Source organism: Amycolatopsis alkalitolerans, from assembly GCF_006152065.1.
GTDB lineage: Bacteria > Actinomycetota > Actinomycetes > Mycobacteriales > Pseudonocardiaceae > Amycolatopsis_E > Amycolatopsis_E alkalitolerans.
This window is the reverse complement of record NZ_VDFW01000006.1, coordinates 108,178-122,895: the sequence shown is the minus strand read 5'-3', so window position 1 is coordinate 122,895 and position 14,718 is coordinate 108,178. Positions and strand designations below refer to the sequence as shown.

16 protein-coding genes are annotated in these 14,718 nt (G+C 69.4%); 9 read left to right on the top strand and 7 right to left on the bottom strand.

Annotated features, from left to right (window positions below; all coding sequences use genetic code 11):
* Window positions 1-173 precede the first annotated feature (173 nt).
* The 4 genes from FG385_RS09670 (at window position 174) to FG385_RS09655 (ending at window position 3,011) form a co-directional block, all read left to right on the top strand.
* The gene (locus tag FG385_RS09670) at window positions 174-692 is read left to right on the top strand and encodes a hypothetical protein (protein WP_235022477.1); all 519 of its coding nucleotides are present in this window, start codon (window positions 174-176) and stop codon (window positions 690-692) included.
* Window positions 693-760: 68 nt separating this feature from the next.
* Entirely contained in the window at window positions 761-1,480 is a 720-nt protein-coding gene (locus FG385_RS09665) for a YcnI family copper-binding membrane protein (protein ID WP_139096300.1), read from the top strand.
* A 41-nt stretch (window positions 1,481-1,521) separates the two neighbouring features.
* On the top strand, window positions 1,522-1,998 hold the full coding sequence (locus FG385_RS09660; protein WP_139096435.1) for a copper resistance CopC family protein: 477 nt from the start codon (window positions 1,522-1,524) through the stop codon (window positions 1,996-1,998).
* The gene (locus FG385_RS09655; protein WP_139096299.1) at window positions 1,995-3,011 is read left to right on the top strand and encodes a copper resistance D family protein; all 1,017 of its coding nucleotides are present in this window, start codon (window positions 1,995-1,997) and stop codon (window positions 3,009-3,011) included. The genes FG385_RS09660 and FG385_RS09655 overlap by 4 nt, the downstream gene beginning before the upstream one ends.
* Window positions 3,012-3,152: 141 nt before the next feature.
* Here FG385_RS09655 and FG385_RS09650 read toward each other — a convergent pair whose 3' ends face one another.
* Both FG385_RS09650 and FG385_RS09645 read right to left on the bottom strand, forming a co-directional pair.
* A complete protein-coding gene (locus tag FG385_RS09650) occupies window positions 3,153-4,055 on the bottom strand; it encodes a phosphotransferase enzyme family protein (protein ID WP_139096298.1) in 903 nt (300 codons plus the stop codon).
* A 14-nt stretch (window positions 4,056-4,069) separates the two neighbouring features.
* On the bottom strand, window positions 4,070-5,452 hold the full coding sequence (locus FG385_RS09645) for a helix-turn-helix transcriptional regulator (protein ID WP_139096297.1): 1,383 nt from the start codon (window positions 5,450-5,452) through the stop codon (window positions 4,070-4,072).
* A 285-nt stretch (window positions 5,453-5,737) separates the two neighbouring features.
* Between FG385_RS09645 and FG385_RS09640 the strand changes: the two genes are divergently transcribed.
* From FG385_RS09640 to FG385_RS09630, 3 genes are all read left to right on the top strand, one after another.
* Entirely contained in the window at window positions 5,738-6,064 is a 327-nt protein-coding gene (locus FG385_RS09640; RefSeq protein ID WP_139096296.1) for a hypothetical protein, read from the top strand.
* 11 nt (window positions 6,065-6,075) lie between these two features.
* The gene (locus tag FG385_RS09635; protein WP_139096295.1) at window positions 6,076-6,483 is read left to right on the top strand and encodes a hypothetical protein; all 408 of its coding nucleotides are present in this window, start codon (window positions 6,076-6,078) and stop codon (window positions 6,481-6,483) included.
* A gap of 314 nt (window positions 6,484-6,797) precedes the next feature.
* Window positions 6,798-7,856: an alpha/beta fold hydrolase gene (locus FG385_RS09630; RefSeq protein WP_200834381.1), complete on the top strand. Its 1,059-nt coding sequence runs from the start codon at window positions 6,798-6,800 to the stop codon at window positions 7,854-7,856.
* Here the strand turns inward: FG385_RS09630 and FG385_RS09625 are convergent.
* Both FG385_RS09625 and FG385_RS09620 read right to left on the bottom strand, forming a co-directional pair.
* Complete coding sequence (locus FG385_RS09625; protein ID WP_139096293.1) at window positions 7,831-9,078, bottom strand: MFS transporter; 1,248 nt, start codon at window positions 9,076-9,078, stop codon at window positions 7,831-7,833. The genes FG385_RS09630 and FG385_RS09625 overlap by 26 nt on opposite strands.
* Window positions 9,071-10,342, bottom strand: a complete 1,272-nt coding sequence (locus tag FG385_RS09620) for a GH1 family beta-glucosidase (protein WP_139096292.1) — start codon at window positions 10,340-10,342, stop codon at window positions 9,071-9,073. Before FG385_RS09620 ends, FG385_RS09625 begins: the two co-directional genes overlap by 8 nt.
* 122 nt (window positions 10,343-10,464) lie before the next feature.
* On the opposite strand from FG385_RS09620, the gene FG385_RS09615 reads away from it, so the two are divergent.
* Window positions 10,465-11,085 carry a TetR/AcrR family transcriptional regulator gene (locus FG385_RS09615; protein ID WP_200834380.1) on the top strand — a complete coding sequence of 207 codons (621 nt, stop codon included), beginning with the start codon at window positions 10,465-10,467 and terminating at the stop codon, window positions 11,083-11,085.
* 41 nt (window positions 11,086-11,126) lie between these two features.
* Here the strand turns inward: FG385_RS09615 and FG385_RS09610 are convergent, their stop codons facing one another.
* Complete coding sequence (locus tag FG385_RS09610; protein ID WP_139096291.1) at window positions 11,127-12,314, bottom strand: amino acid deaminase/aldolase; 1,188 nt, start codon at window positions 12,312-12,314, stop codon at window positions 11,127-11,129.
* An 82-nt stretch (window positions 12,315-12,396) separates the two neighbouring features.
* Here FG385_RS09610 and FG385_RS09605 point away from each other — a divergent pair, with 82 nt between their 5' ends.
* Complete coding sequence (locus FG385_RS09605) at window positions 12,397-13,701, top strand: D-arabinono-1,4-lactone oxidase (protein ID WP_139096290.1); 1,305 nt, start codon at window positions 12,397-12,399, stop codon at window positions 13,699-13,701.
* Here the strand turns inward: FG385_RS09605 and FG385_RS09600 are convergent.
* Together FG385_RS09600 and FG385_RS09595 are read right to left on the bottom strand one after the other, a co-directional pair.
* A complete protein-coding gene (locus FG385_RS09600; protein ID WP_139096289.1) occupies window positions 13,655-14,059 on the bottom strand; it encodes a hypothetical protein in 405 nt (134 codons plus the stop codon). The genes FG385_RS09605 and FG385_RS09600 overlap by 47 nt on opposite strands.
* The gene (locus tag FG385_RS09595) at window positions 14,056-14,706 is read right to left on the bottom strand and encodes an NAD(P)H-binding protein (RefSeq protein WP_139096288.1); all 651 of its coding nucleotides are present in this window, start codon (window positions 14,704-14,706) and stop codon (window positions 14,056-14,058) included. The genes FG385_RS09600 and FG385_RS09595 overlap by 4 nt, the downstream gene beginning before the upstream one ends.
* Window positions 14,707-14,718 lie beyond the last annotated feature (12 nt).

Below are 14,718 nucleotides of genomic sequence, written 5' to 3'. Positions count from 1 at the left end.
CCTCATTATTTGTTAGACAGCAACCATTGACACTCCCGGTACGTTCCATAAACACCTCCGTTCCCCCGGCAATCAGCTAGTTGACCTGCGAAGATAACCGTTCTTCATAGATTTTCACGTTCTGCGTTCACGGTTGCGTACACCACATAAGTCCGGTCTCCTACCCTGAGCGAGTGAGCAGACCAGCGCGACCGCACGGTGTGTCACGCGCGCTGCGTGGCGGGCTGCTCGCACTCTGCTCGGCCGCGCTCGCGATCACCGCGCACGCGCTCGCCGACGGTGGAATGCCGGACACCGCGCTGACCGTGGTCCTCACTGTCCTCATCGGATGGATCGGCGCGGCACTCGCGGAAAAGACCTCGGGCCTGCTCGGCGTGCTGACCGTGCTCGGCGTCGCGCAGGTCGCGATGCACCTGCTGCTGTGCGTGGTGATGGGACATATGGCGATGCCTGGTCCCGGGATGTACCTCACGCACGCGGTGGCCACCGCCTGCACCGCTGCCCTGTTCTCGCACGCCGAGTCGATGATGGGGATCGCGGTCGCCCGGCTTTGGCTGCTGCTGCCGATCGTCTGGCACGCGGCCCCGGTCGCGGGCGCCCCGATCCTCGCGCCCGCCGCGCCGGACATCCCCGCGCTGCCGGTGCTGCTCAACCTGGCGCACCGCCGCCGCGGTCCACCCGTGTGCTCCTGAGCCTCCCGCACCATGCCAGCGGCAGATCCGGCGCTGGTCCCTCTGTCATATTCAGGAGCAGATAGTCCATGTCGATCAACCGCGCCCTGCGCGCGACCGTCCTGGTGACGACCTTCGCTGTCGCCGGGCTTCTCGGAGCGGGCGTCGCGTCCGCCCATGTGACCGCCAACGTCTACGGCAGCGAACCCCAGAAGGGCGGCAGCGCGGCGATCGTCTTCCGCGTGCCGAACGAGGAACAGGACGCCGGCACGAACAAGCTGGAAATCGACTTCAAACCGGAGTACGCGATCAGCAGCGTGCGCTACCGGCCGGTGCCGGGCTGGACGGCCCAGGTCGAGAAGACACCGCTGCCGTCGCCGGTGAAGAACGGCAAGAACCTCGACGTGACCAATCCGGTCACGAAGATCATCTTCACCGCACAACCGGGCTCGGGCATCGCGAAGGGCGCCACCGAATTCCAGGAGTTCGAGATCACCGCATCGACCCTGCCGTCCAATGTGGACGAGCTGATGCTGCCCACGATCCAGACCTACGACAACGGTCAGGTCGTGCGCTGGGACCAGATGCAGACCGGCTCGGAGGAGCCGGAACATCCGGCACCGGTCGTGCACCTGACCGCCGCCACCGGTGACGAGCACGGGATGAGCGCCTCGATGACGACCGGGTCCATGACCACGTCGACGGACGGCACCGCACGCTGGCTCGGTGGCGCCGGGCTGATCGTCGGCGCGCTCGGCCTCGGCGCCGCGATCGGCGCGGTGCTGCGTGGCCGTAAGGCGGCGAAGTGACACGCAAGGCCCTCGCCGTGCTGGCGCTGGTGGTCGCGGCGATGATCGGCACGGCCGCTCCTGCGCTCGCGCACAACGTGCTGATCTCGACCGATCCCGCCAAGGGCGCCTCGCTGGACACCGGGCCGGCCAAGATCACGCTCACCTTCGACGCGCCCGTCCAGGGCGGTGACCTCAACCAGGTCTCCGTCCTCGGACCGGACAGATCGCAGTGGACCGAGGGCCCGGTGCAGATCAGCAGCAACGTGGTCACCGCGCCCGTGCGGCCGCTCGGTCCGGCCGGGACCTACACGGTCGGCTACCGGATCCTGTCCGCGGACGGGCATCCCGTCGAAGGCGAGTACACGTTCACCCTGACCAAGGCCGGTAACGGGACCCCGGCCACGGCCACGGCGGCCTCGTCCGGCGATGGTTCCAGCGGCGGCGTGCCGGTGTGGGTGTGGATCGTGGGAGCGGTCGTCCTGCTGGCGGCCGGCTTGACGATCGCGCTCCGGATGGGCAGGGAAACAACGAAATGAGCAGAGCCGGGGCCACCGCGCCCGTCCGCTACTCGACGCTCGTGGCCACGGTCACGGCGGCGCTGGCCGGAGTGCTGATCGGGGTCGCGCTGACCACGACGGCCCCCGTACCGGGCGTGGCGAACGCGGGCGCGGTGGTCTCGGTCGCCATCCCGGTCGTGCGGGTGCTGCTCGACCTCGCGGCCGTGATCACGGTCGGGCTGTGCCTGCTACCGGTGCTCGTCGGCTACGACCGGCCGAAACTGACCGAACCGGTGCTCGCCAGGGCGCGGCTCGCCGCCTTCGCGGCCGCACTCGTCTGGGCGATCGCCGCGGTGGCCACTCTCGTACTGCAGACGGCGGAGTACCGGGCGAGGACGATCGGCTTCGGCGACATCTGGGACTACGTCGTGCACGTCGGCGCGGGCACAGCCCTGCTCGCCGTAGCGGTGCTCGCACTGGCGCACGCCGGGGTCGGCATGCTCGCGCTGCGTCACGGCGAAAAGGTGCCCGCGGAGCTACGAGCCGGGCTGGGCCTGTTCGCGTTGCTGCCGCTGCCGGTCACCGGCCACGCCTCGGACTGGGCCCACCGCGACTACACGATGATCTCGATCGAACTGCACGTGATGAGCGCGGTCGCCTGGACCGGCGGGCTCGGCGCGATGGCCGCGCTGCTCATCGGCAACCGGACGCTGCTCGCCCGCGCGCTGCCCCGGTTCTCGAAGCTGGCCACCCTCTGCCTGGCCCTGTCCGTGGTGACCGGCCTGGTCAACGCCGGCGCCGAGATCCTGCTCGATCCGGCGACCGGATTCTGGACCGCGCTGCTGACCACGGCCTACGGATGGCTCGTCCTGCTGAAGGTGCTGTGCGCGATCGTGATCGGCCTGCTCGGCGCGACCTTGAGGTGGCGGCTGCTGCCGAGGATCGTCCGGCATGAACGGACGGCGCTCGCCACTTGGGCGAGCCTCGAACTCACCACGATGGGGCTCGCGTTCGGGCTCGCGGTGGTCCTGACTCGCGCGCCGATCACCTAACGTAATCGCAAATTGCAGCTGGCGAGTGGCATTTAGACCGTTCAGGGTGACTAGTCGAGCCGAATTTGCTACTCAGTGCACGTGCATCTGCACAAGCGACAAGCGGTCACCTGGAGGCGGCGAATGCCTCTCGGGCAGTGGTCACCGGTAGCGGGCCCATGGGTGACCGGTGCGGCCGGCCCGCAGATCGGTGAGCCGCCGCCGCAACTCGGCCCGCACCTGCGGGTGGCTCCGCAGGATCGGCAGCACGCTGGTCGTCAGCTTGAGCTCGCGCGCGGCCCTGAGCACGGGAAACCCGTCCCACGCGGTGACGTCGAAGCCGTAGTGATCGGCCAGCATGCGGTACCGCCGGGCGGGATCGCCGAACCGCTCGCGCCCGACCGCCATCGGGGTGAGATCCCATTCCGGCGGGCCCACGCACGACGAGTCGAAATCGCACAGCACCGGCCCGTCCTGGCCCACGATGATGTTGCCAGGATGGGCGTCGCCGTGGATCAGGCCACGGCGCAACGGGAACTCGAGCTCATCGAGCGCGGCGCCCACCTCGGCGCAGCGGCGCAGGAGAAACCGCCGGTCACCGGTCTCGAGCTCCTCCGCGTCCGCGATCCGCGCCCGGACGTCGGCCATCGGATCCCACTCCCCGACGCCGGCGGGCGACGGCAGTTCGTGCACGCGCCGTAGCAGCGGCCCGAGGTCCTTGGCGGTGGCCCGGCGGCGGACGGGCCGCACGTACTCCCACGCCGTCACGAGGTGCTCGCCGACGGGAATGGGCTGGTCGACCCCGGGCAGCAGGCGGATCGCCGGAACGTCGTGCCGCTCGAAGTGCCGGGCCACGGCGACCACTCGCTCCGCCCGGTGCCGCAGCGTGCGGGATCCGACGATGCGCAGCACGACCGGCGCGCTCACGAGCCGGTAGACGGCGTTGTTGGTGAACCGCAGCAGCCGCGCGCCGCCCGGGTCGAGCCCGAGCAGCGCGGCGGCTCCGGTCAGCGCTTCGGCCAGCTTTTCCCGGGTGAAACGACCGTCGAGGGTGGCGGCGCGCATCGGTTCAGGGCAGGTCAGGCCGCGAAGAAGGTGCCCAGCCGGTCGGCCAGGTCACGAGCGTCCGGGTTGTTCCTGCGCCTGTCCGCCTCTTCCCGCAACGGCACCATCCGGTCCCTGACCCGCGCCGACTTCAGCCCGTCCGCGGCGTCGAGCGCGGCCCGCCCGACCCGGGCACCGTGGTCGATGTCGCCCTCGAGCAGGTGGTTGGTCGCCAGCGCGCTCAGGTTGAACGTCTTGCTGCGCTGCATGTCCTCGCCGTAGGAGTCGACCGCCCTGGTCAGCGCGGGGATCGCGTACTTGGTGTGCTTGAGGTCCACATTGCGCGCGAGCACCGTGTGCACGGTGCCGATCATCGCGTAGACGTCGGTCTCGTTGAAGAACTTGACCCAGTCCTCGGCCTCGGCGAGGTTGGCGCGGGCGAACTCGTCCTTGGCCAGGCCCAGCAGCTTCAGCGCCTGATCTTCGTTCTCCATCATCGCGTAGGCCCACGCCTGGTTGGCCGCGAGCACGGCGATCGCGAGCTCCGAACCGGACTCCTGCGCCGCGATCTGGCCGAGCTGGAACAGCTTCAGCGCGTCGTTCGGGGCTTCCTGGTGCAGGTAGACGCGGCCCATCCGGTAGAGGATGTTCGCGACCAGCGGATCGTTGTTGCCCTGTTTGGCCAGCTCCAGCGCGTTCGCGAAGTGGCCGCGCGCGGAGTCCATGAGCCCCGTGTCGAACGAGGTCCAGCCGGCCAGGCTGTGCAGATCGGCGAGCGCGACGAACAGTCTGGACTTGACCGGGCTCGTCGCCGACGAGTCCAGCATCTGCTGCCCCCAGGACAGCTGGGCGACCACGGCGTCGCGGCAGAACCCGCCGCCGTACTGGTAATCGAGTGCCCGCAGCGCCCTTGTCGCTGCCTCCACCTGGCGCACGTCGGTCATCCCGATATGCCCCGGTGCCGGCGTCCTCGCGGGGTTCGCCCCCCAGGCCTGCGGGGACGATCCGAAGACCGCCGCTCCCATCGTGACCTGGGCGGCATGCGCGAGGAAGTTCCGCCGTTTCACGGACTCGTCCTCCTCAGCCTGCTGCTCGTCGGCCGCGCCGACGACCTGAATCTCGGTGGCCTCGTCGTAGGCGAGGCCCATGTATCCACGGGGGACGCCCAGCCCGTCGGCGATCCTGGCGAGCACGTCATAGGCCATGACCTGCCTGCCCTTGAGGATCTCCGAGACCTCGGACTGTGACTGGCCGGTGAGCGCGGCGATCTGGCGCTGGGAGATGCCCTCCTTCCGGAGGTTGCGGTAGACCGCGCTGATCTCGCGCCCGGCCAGCGCTTCCCGCATCTCGCGCTTGTCCCAGACCTCAGGGCTGATCGGGTGACCCTGCCGGGCATCCGCAGCACTACTGGCGTCCATTGCGCCCCCTCACCATCACCTCGGGCGTCGATTCGCAGCGTAGGCATTCCTATTCAACCGCGCGAAACGCCTTTTGCCGAGCCTGATCAGCCCGGCCGAACTATCCCGACCGTTTACCGTGGAACCCGGGCCGGTCGCCGCTATGACGGCGGTTCGGCTTCTCTTCCGGTCTGGTTCATCGCAATCTAGTTCTCAGTTCTCCGTGAGCAAGCGGGTACGCCCCGCGATCACTCAGAGCAATGACGAACACGACAGACCTAGCCCGGACAGAGCGGAGTTGACGCCGTGGAGTTCATGGACTCGATCCCGGCAGCACGGACGACCGCCCAGGCCCATCACCACCTCGGGCCGATGAGGACGGTGGCCCGCTCGGCGGTGCCGGCTGTGACGGACCCGCGTGCCGCACAGGTGCGCCGGTACGAGAGCGGCCAGCTGGTGTGGCGCGTGCAGTGCGGCGACATGATCAACCGGGAACGTTGTGTGACGGTGCTCGTTCAGGACGACCAGGTGGTGCTGGTGGGGCCACCCGGGGAGACGGCGCGACTGACCGCGGGCCAGCTCGGCCAGCTGCGGGCGGCGCTCAACGAAGCTGCGAAGCTGACGGAAAGGTAAGTGAGTTTTCGGTGGACCAGATCCTTGGACAGGTGCTCCGCAACGCGGTATGGGAGCGCCTCGACATGCTCGCTGACCTCGCCAACCGCGCCGACACCGACTCGCTCGTCTCGGTCGCCCGGTCCGAGCTGCCCCGCCTCACCGAGGGCTGGCGCGCGATGCTGCAGGCGCACGAGCCCGACGAGCGCGGCGACTGCCCCACCTGCTCGACCCGCTGGCACCGGTGCAAGGCGCCGTGCTCGGTCTGGCAGGTCGCCCACGAGCACCTCGTCGCCGGTGGCCTCGCGCCGCAGCAGGACCTGCGCCGCCCGTGGCACCGGGGTAAGTCGGCGGTGCCGGGCCAGAGCCGTGCGGCGAAGCCGGCGCATGGCGAGACCACGGGGCGTCACGCGCTTATCCCGCAGGTCGCGACGCACTGACCGCTCGTCGATTAATCGAAAAAACGTACCCGACCCCCTAGCGAGTGAGCCCGCTCGCCAGTATGTTGATCAACATGGTCGCTGGGTGTGATGTTGCAGATCGCACTTTGCGGCCACCTCGCCCTCGATGACGAGGCCCCGAAGCTCCGCGGACCGGCACCGTTGCACTCCCCTCCCCCGACCGGTGCCGGTCCGCGGGCCCACCCCTGTTCGTTTGCCGGGCCCGATTCGTGGTGACCAGCACGGGGTCGCGCGCTCGGGTTGTGGTGCCGGGCTACATGGTGGGGCGGAGCGTGGCGACCTAGTCTTTGGTGGTGGCGACCTTGCTGCCTGGCGTGACGGCGCGCCGCGTGCCTACCGAGCGGCTGACGGTGAATGTGCTCGAGCCGGTGGGCCGGACCGGGACGCCGGTGTTGTTCGTCCACGGCAACGTGTCCTCGAGCCTGTTCTGGCAGGAGACGATGCTCGCCCTGCCCCCGTCCTTCCGGCCGCTCGCACTGGACCTGCGGGGCTTCGGCGACACCGATCCCGAGCCGGTCGACGCTACGCGCGGGCTTGACGATTACGTCGACGACCTCGCCGCCCTGATCACGGCGCTCGATCTCGCACCGGTGCACCTCGTCGGCTGGAGCATGGGCGGCGGTGTGCTCCTGCGGTACCTGCTCGGCCAGCCGTCAGCGATCGCGTCGCTGACGCTCGTCAACCCGGTTTCGCCCTACGGGTTCGGCGGGACCAGTGGTGTCGATGGCCGGCTGAACGACCCGGCTGGCGCTGGGGCCGGTGCTGGCGCGGCGAACCCCGAGTTCGTCCAGCGCCTGGCCGACGGCGACACCGGCGCCGACTCCCCGCTGTCTCCGCGCCAGGTGCTGCTCGCCCACTACGTCAAACCGCCTTGCGTGCCGGCGCACCTCGACATGCTCGTCGAGTCCATGCTCTCGACCCGCACCGGCGAGGACCACTACCCCGGCACGAGTGCCGCCGCCGACGCCTGGCCGGGTCTCGCGCCCGGCGACCGCGGGGTACTCAACACCATGGCACCGACACGGTTCCGCATCTCCGATCTGTCCACTGCGGAGCCCAAACCGCCGTTGCTGTGGATCCGGGGCACCGACGACGTGATCGTCTCCGACACTTCCCTGCACGACATGGCGTACCTCGGCTCGATCGGCGTCGTGCCCGGCTGGCCCGGCGACGAAGTCTGTCCCCCGCAGCCGATGGTCGCGCAGACCCGCGCCGTGCTCGGCACGTATGGCGACTACCGGGAGATCGCCATTTCCGACTCGGGACACTCCCCGCACCTCGACCAGCCCGCGGCCTTCCGCGCCGCACTGATCGACCACCTCACGGCTAGCGCACCTTCCTCACTCCCGTGATCATGGCGCCCGCGGCGAGCGTGGCGATACCCGCGGCGGCGAAGAGGCCCGGGTAGCCGCCCACGTTCGCCAGGATGATCGTTGCCGCGAAGGGGGCGATGACCTGCGGCAGCAGGTTCGCGATGTTGACGACGCCGAGGTCCTTGGCGCGGTCCTGTGCGGCGGGCAGCACCTGGGTGAGGATCGCGAGCGCCACGGCCCAGTACGCGCCGAAACCGACGCCCAGCAGCGGTGAGGCGGCCAGCGCGGCCGGCCACGTCTGCCACGCGGTCAGGATGAACGCCGCCGCGGCCATGACGATGACCGCGAGCCAGACGTAGGGCTTCCGCCGGCCCGATCGGTCGGACAGCCGGCCCACCGTCAGGCCGCCGACGACCAGCGCCGCGCCGTAAAGGCCCATCATGATCAACAGCCCGGTGTCCGGATCCGGGTAGTGGACCGAGTCCTTCAGGAAGAACAGCAGATAGAAGGTGCCCAGGGCATTGCCCAGGTTGATCAGGAAGTGGCAGGACCACGCCCACGCGAAGTCGGGATGCTCGCGCGGCGATACCCACAACTCCGCCAGGACGTCGCGCCAGCGGTTCGACGGCCGCCACGCCCTCGGCAACGGCAGGTCCGGCGTCCGCAGGACGAAGGCCATCGCACCCAGGACAACGACGATCGCACAGGCCAGGTAGCCGCCGGGCAGGCTGGTGACCAGCACGGTCACCACGACCGCACCGAGGACCGTGCCCAGCATCTGGCTGATCCCGACCAGACCGCCGATCTGCGCTCGCTGCTCCACCGGGACCCGGTCGGGGACCGCGGAGGTCAGCGTCGCGAGCATGCCGTTGAGGCCCGCCTGCACGACGCACCAGCCGATCGTCATCACGACGACGCTGGGCGCCAGCGCCAGGATGACCAGGCCGAGCGCGCCGACCATCGCACCCAGCAGCGTCCACGGATGGCGGCGGCCGAACCGCGAGCGCGTGCGGTCCGAGGCCAGGCCGATCAACGGGTTCGCGAACAGGGAGACCACCGCGCCGACACCGGTGACCACGCCGAACACCAGTTCCTTGTTCGCCGAGTCGAGCAGTTCCGCCTGCTCCGGCAGCAGCACCTGGATCGGCGCGTAGATGCCCAGCCAGAGACCGATGTTCGCGAGGAACAGCAGGCTCGTCCACCCGCCGCGCACGCGGGTGACCGGTTCGGCCATCGCCGCCGGGAGGTCGGTGTCAGTCATGGCTCACCAGTTTCCGGTACCAGGCGAAGGAGTCCTTCGGCGTGCGGCGCTGGGTTTCGTAGTCGACGTGCACGAGCCCGAAACGGGGAGCGTAACCCTTCGACCATTCGAAATTGTCGAGCAGCGACCAGACGAAGTAGCCACGAACGTCCACGCCCGCGTCCATCGCCGCGCGCAGCGCCGACAGGTGGCGCGCCAGGAAATCGATCCGTTCCGGATCGTGCACGCCGTCGAAGCTGCACCCGTTTTCCGTGAGGTACACCGGCGGCAGGTCGTAGCGCTCGTGGAATTGGACGAGCAGCTCACGCAGGCCGTCGGGCACGATCGGCGAATCGTTGGTGGTGCGGGGAAATCCCTCGATCGGGCGCAGTTCGAACGGCAGCGGGCCGCCTTCGCCGGGCGCGGCGGCACACTGCGGTTCGTAGTAGTTGACCCCGTAGAAATCCAGCGGCTGGGCGATGACCGGCAGGTCCCCGGCGCAGTTCGCGGGCAGGTACGGCAGCAGCTCCGGCGGGTAGCGGCCGGTCAGCCCGGGATCGGCGAACAGGCCGTTGAGCAGTGCGTCCAGCCAGTCCGCCGCCGCCCGGTCGGCTTCGCTGTCGCTCGCCGGCCAGATCGGGGAATGGTGGTTCGCCGTCCCAACGCTCGCGGCGCCCGCAGCTCGCAACTCCTGCACGGCCAGACCATGCGCGAGATTCTGGTGGTGCGCCGTCGGAAGCGCGTCGAGCAACAGCGCCTTGCCCGGCGCGTACTCGCCGATCGCGTAGCCGTACACGGTGGTGACCATGGGCTCGTTGAGCGGGATCCACATCCGCACCCGGTCGGCGAAATGCTCGCCGAGGATCGCAGCGTACTCGGCGAACCGGAACGCGGTGTCGCGCGCCAGCCAGCCGCCCGCGTCCTCGATCGCGAGCGGCGTGTCCCAGTGGTAGGCGGTCGCGACCGGCATGATCCCCGCCGCGCAGACCTCGTCGAGCAGGCGATCGTAGAAATCGAGCCCGTCCTGGTTCGGTCTGCCGGTGCCCTCGGGCTGGATCCGCGGCCAGGCGAACGACATGCGGTAGGCCCCGACGCCGAGTTCGGCCATCAGCGCAACGTCCTCGGCGTAGCGGTGGTAGTGGTCGGTCGCGGCGCCGGCGTGCACCGCACCGAATTCGTCCCAAACGGACAGTCCGCGGCCACCCTCGCGGGGCGCGCCCTCGATCTGGAAGGCTGACGTCGACACGCCCCACAGGAACTCCGGCGGAAAGATCAAGTTTTCCATGGCGCTGACAGCCTTTCGCCGAGGAAACATGAAAAGTTCTCATACAATAGCCGTTCCCTCGACCGGGGGGAAGCCTCTCGACACGCTAAAGTCGCAGTTCAGCAGGCCAGAAGGAGCACAACGTGTCGGACACCCAGGCGACCCCGCTGCGCCGGCAGCCCGTGCAGCAGCGCAGTGCCAAGCGGGTCGAGCAGATGCTGGACGCCAGTGCGCAGTTGATCGACGAGATCGGCTACGACGCGTTGACCACGACGCTCATCGCGAAGCGCGCCGGGGTCGCCGTCGGCTCGTTGTACCAGTTCTTCCCCGACAAGCGCGCCGTCGTGCAGGCGCTGACCCAGCGCAACCTCGACCGGTTCGTCGCCGCCACCAACGAGCGGCTCGCCGGTGAGGACCCGTCGCACTGGTGGGACGTCGTCGACTCGATCCTCGACATCTACCTGGACATGCACCGGACGGTGCCGGGATTCTCGAAGGTGCACTTCGGGGACGTGGTGGACCGTCAACTGCTGGACGAGAGCCGCGACAACAACAAGGTCATCGCGGACTCGCTGACCGAACTGGTGCGCAAGTACATCGAGCAGCCAGGCGAGAACCTGCCGCTGGCGATCGCGGTCGCCATCGAGATGGCGGACGCGCTGCTGAAATTCGCCTTCCACCGGGATCCGCAGGGCGATCAGGAGATCGTCGACGAGACCAAGCACGTGATCAAGCTGTACCTCGCGAGCCGGCTCGGCGAGTAGTCCACAGGCTGGCGAATTCCTGTGGATATGTGGACTGCTGGCTAACCGAAGCTCTGCCCGTCGCCGCGGTAGGTGGGCACCGTACGTTCGACCCGCCCGTCGGCCACGATGTGGTAGTGCGTGAACCGCTCGGCGAGCTCGCCGGCCTTCGCGTGCCGCAGCCACACGCGGTCGCCCAACCGCAGGTCACGCGCCGCTTTGCCACGTACCGGCGTCTGTACCTCGCCCGCCCCTTCGATCGGCAGCAGCTTGAGCCCGGCCGGCAGGTACGGCGACGGCAGGCGGGACGCCGAAGCGGGTCCGGACGCTATATATCCGCCCGAGAAGAGGGTGGCGATACCACGGGTGGGCTTGTGGACAACTGGGAGCGCGAACAGCGCGGCTGGCCGCGGGTGAAAGCGCGTGTACCCGTCGAACAACGTCGAGCCGATCAGCCCGGAACCGGCCGCGACCTCGGTGACCGCGTCCTCGGCGGACGTCATGTCGATGCTGCCGGAACCGCCGCCGTTGACGAACTCGAGTTCGGCGACCTCACGCACGGCTTTCACCGCTTCGCCCCGCCGCCGGGCCAGCTCACCGGCCGAACGCCGCTGCATCCAGCGCACCACGCGGTCGGTCCGGGCGCCCGTCGAATCGGGGAACCCGGCGATCTGCCCTTCGTAGGCCATCAGCCCGGCGAGCCGGAAGCCACCGCGCGCCACGACATTCCGGGCAAGCTCGGCGGCCTGGCGCGGGGTGAACACCGGCGACCGGCGGGTGCCGACGTGCACCAGGCCGAGCGGGCGCCACGAGGCGTCGAGTTCGATGCAGACCCGGATGCGGGCGTGCTCGTGCCCGGCCGCCGCGTCGATGAGGTCGAGGTGCTCGACCGAGTCGATCATGATCGTGATGTTCGCGCGGGCATGCTCGTCGGTGGCGAGCCGCCGGAGCGCATCGTGGTCGACACTCGGGTACGCGACCAGGATGTCTTCGCTCGTGCCCAGCTCGGCATGCCAGAGCGCCTCCGGCAACGAGTAGCACATCAGGCCGGCGAAGCCGGGCTTCGCGAGCCCTCGCTCGATGAGGTACCGGCACCGGACGGACTTGCTCACCAGCCGGATCGGCGTCCCGTTCGCGCGGCGGACGAGGTCGTCGGCGTTGGCGTCGAACGCGGCGAGGTCGACGACGGCCAGCGGAGGATCGAGATCCTTCGTGGCCAGGTCGTATACAGCCGCGTTCGGCGTGGTCATGGGAAGTACGGTACGTCAACAAGACTTGAAAAGCGAATATCTTTCACTTACGTTTTCTCCATCGGAGAGGAACGGGCTAGCCATGAACCGGTGGACCAACTGGGCGGGCACGGCGACCGCCGACCCCCAGCGCGTGCACACGCCGCGCAGCGCGGCCGAGATCGCCGAGGTCGTCGCCGGTGCCGCGACGGCGGGGCGGCGGATTCGCGCGCGCGGGTCCGGGCATTCGTTCACGCCGATCGCCGTCGCGGAGACCGACGCGATTGACCTGAACGGGTGGACCGGGATCGCCGCCGTCGACGCCGGGGCCTATCGCGTCACCGTGCGGTCCGGCACGACGCTGCGGCAGTTGAACGCCGAACTCGACGCGCTCGGCCTCGCGATGACCAACCTCGGCGACATCGACGCGCAGACGGTCGCCGGTGCGGTGTCGACCGGGACGCACGGCACCGGCGCGCGCCTCGGCGGGCTGGCCACGCAGATCGTGCAACTCGAACTGGTGCTCGCGGACGGGTCGGTGGTGACGTGTTCGGCCGACGAACGCCCTGAGCTGTTCAGCGCCGCCCGCGTCGGCCTCGGCGCGCTCGGCGTGATCACGCAGGTGACGCTGCAGTGCGAGCCGTCGTTCGTGCTGTCCGCACAAGAACGGCCCGAACCGCTGGGCCAGGTGCTCGAAGGGTTCGACGAGTTCGCCGCCGAAAACGATCATTTCGAGTTCTACTGGTTCCCCTACGGCCGCGACGCGCTGGTCAAGCGGAACAACCGGACGTCCGGCGAGCGCGCACCGCTGGGCTCGGTCCGGCGGTTCGTCGACTACGAGATCATGGAGAACGCCGCGTTCGGAACGCTGTGCCGGATCGGGCGCGCGGTGCCGCGGCTGGTGCGCCCGCTGGGCAGGTTCGCCTCGGCGGCACTGTCGGCCCGCGAGTACAGCGACACTTCACACAGGGTCTTCATCACTCATCGCGGGGTGCGGTTCGTCGAGTCAGAGTTCGCCGTGCCGCGCGAGTCCGTCCACCAGGTGCTCGCGGAACTGCGGGCGCTCGTGCCGCGGCTGGAGAACCCGGTCGCGTTCCCGGTCGAAGTGCGCGTCGCCGCGGCGGACGACATCTGGCTTTCCACCGCGCAGGGCCGGGATTCGGCGTACGTCGCGATCCACCAGTTCGTCGGCATGCCGTACCTGGAGTACTTCGCGGGTTTCGCGGACATCGTCGCGGAGGTCGGCGGGCGCCCGCACTGGGGGAAGATGCACAACCTGGACGCGGCCGCGCTGCAGAAGCTGTACTCCCGTTTCGACGATTTCGTGCGGATCCGTGGCGAGGTGGACCCGGCCGGCGTGTTCAGTAACCCCTACCTGGACCGGGTTCTGGGGCCCGCGGCAGGCTGACCAGGTTCAGTCCACAGAGGATGATCGCGATGAGCTCCAGGGGGACGAAGGCGGCGAAAACGACCGGGCCGTCCAGCGCCGCGGCGTAGCCCGCGAGCACGGCGAGCAGGACGGCCACCACGACCTGGATGGTCATGCCGACACGCAGCCGCCGCAGCTGACCAACGTGGACGGCGCGACGTGCGCTCGCCAGCGAGACACCGGACAGCAGCACCGCGACGAACGGCATCACGCCCGCGAAGATCAGCACGGGCACCAGCAGGTGGTTCCGCGCCGCCAGCAGGACAACGCTGACCGCGACGGCGGCCAGGACGATCGCAGCCGCCGCCGAGAGCGAGGCGCGTGACTGGCCGGTCATAGGCGGGTGATCGCTTCGGCGATGGGCGTGTTGCCGCCCACTACTTCGAAGGTGCGCCGGAAAGTCCGCCCCTCTTCGAGGATCGCGACGATCACCGAAGCGACGTCCTCGCGGGAGATCTCGCCGTACTCGACGGACTCCGCCAGGTGCACCTCTCCGGCCGGTGGCTCGTTCGTAAGACGGCCGGGACGCAGGATCGTCCAGTCCAGGTCCCGCGTCCGCAGATCCACTTCGGCGGCTTCCTTCGCCAGTAGATACGCGGCGTACACCTCGTCGGTGCCCGGACGTGGTCGGCGGCCTACCCCCATCGAACCGATCTGCACGTGGCGGCGGACACCGGCCCGTTCGCAGACCGCACCGAAAAGGGCGGCCGCGCCACGGTCCACTGTGTCCTTCCGCGCCATGCCGCTGCCCGGTCCCGCACCCGCCGCGAACACGGCGGCGTCGGCGCCTTTCAGCACCTCCGCCACCTCCTCGGCGGACACGGACTCCAGGTCGAGGACCACCGGTTCCGCTCCGGCCTCGCGCAGGTCCGCCGCGTGGTCGCGGTTGCGGATGATCCCGACCGCCTGATCGCCGTTCGCGGCAAGCTGCCGCTCCAGGCGCAATGCGATGTTCCCGTGGCCTCCCGCGATGACTACGCGCATGAGGCCGACCCT

Coding starts and splice junctions, on each gene's coding strand:
- FG385_RS09595 (WP_139096288.1), bottom strand. CDS start 14,706: ATGCGCGTAGTCATCGCGGGAGGCCACGGGAACATCGCATTGCGCCTG.
- FG385_RS09660 (WP_139096435.1), top strand. CDS start 1,522: ATGATCGGCACGGCCGCTCCTGCGCTCGCGCACAACGTGCTGATCTCG.
- FG385_RS09620 (WP_139096292.1), bottom strand. CDS start 10,342: ATGGAAAACTTGATCTTTCCGCCGGAGTTCCTGTGGGGCGTGTCGACG.
- FG385_RS09650 (WP_139096298.1), bottom strand. CDS start 4,055: ATGCGCGCCGCCACCCTCGACGGTCGTTTCACCCGGGAAAAGCTGGCC.
- FG385_RS09655 (WP_139096299.1), top strand. CDS start 1,995: ATGAGCAGAGCCGGGGCCACCGCGCCCGTCCGCTACTCGACGCTCGTG.
- FG385_RS09645 (WP_139096297.1), bottom strand. CDS start 5,452: ATGGACGCCAGTAGTGCTGCGGATGCCCGGCAGGGTCACCCGATCAGC.
- FG385_RS09600 (WP_139096289.1), bottom strand. CDS start 14,059: ATGACCGGCCAGTCACGCGCCTCGCTCTCGGCGGCGGCTGCGATCGTC.
- FG385_RS09665 (WP_139096300.1), top strand. CDS start 761: ATGTCGATCAACCGCGCCCTGCGCGCGACCGTCCTGGTGACGACCTTC.
- FG385_RS09610 (WP_139096291.1), bottom strand. CDS start 12,314: ATGACCACGCCGAACGCGGCTGTATACGACCTGGCCACGAAGGATCTC.
- FG385_RS09625 (WP_139096293.1), bottom strand. CDS start 9,078: ATGACTGACACCGACCTCCCGGCGGCGATGGCCGAACCGGTCACCCGC.
- FG385_RS09605 (WP_139096290.1), top strand. CDS start 12,397: ATGAACCGGTGGACCAACTGGGCGGGCACGGCGACCGCCGACCCCCAG.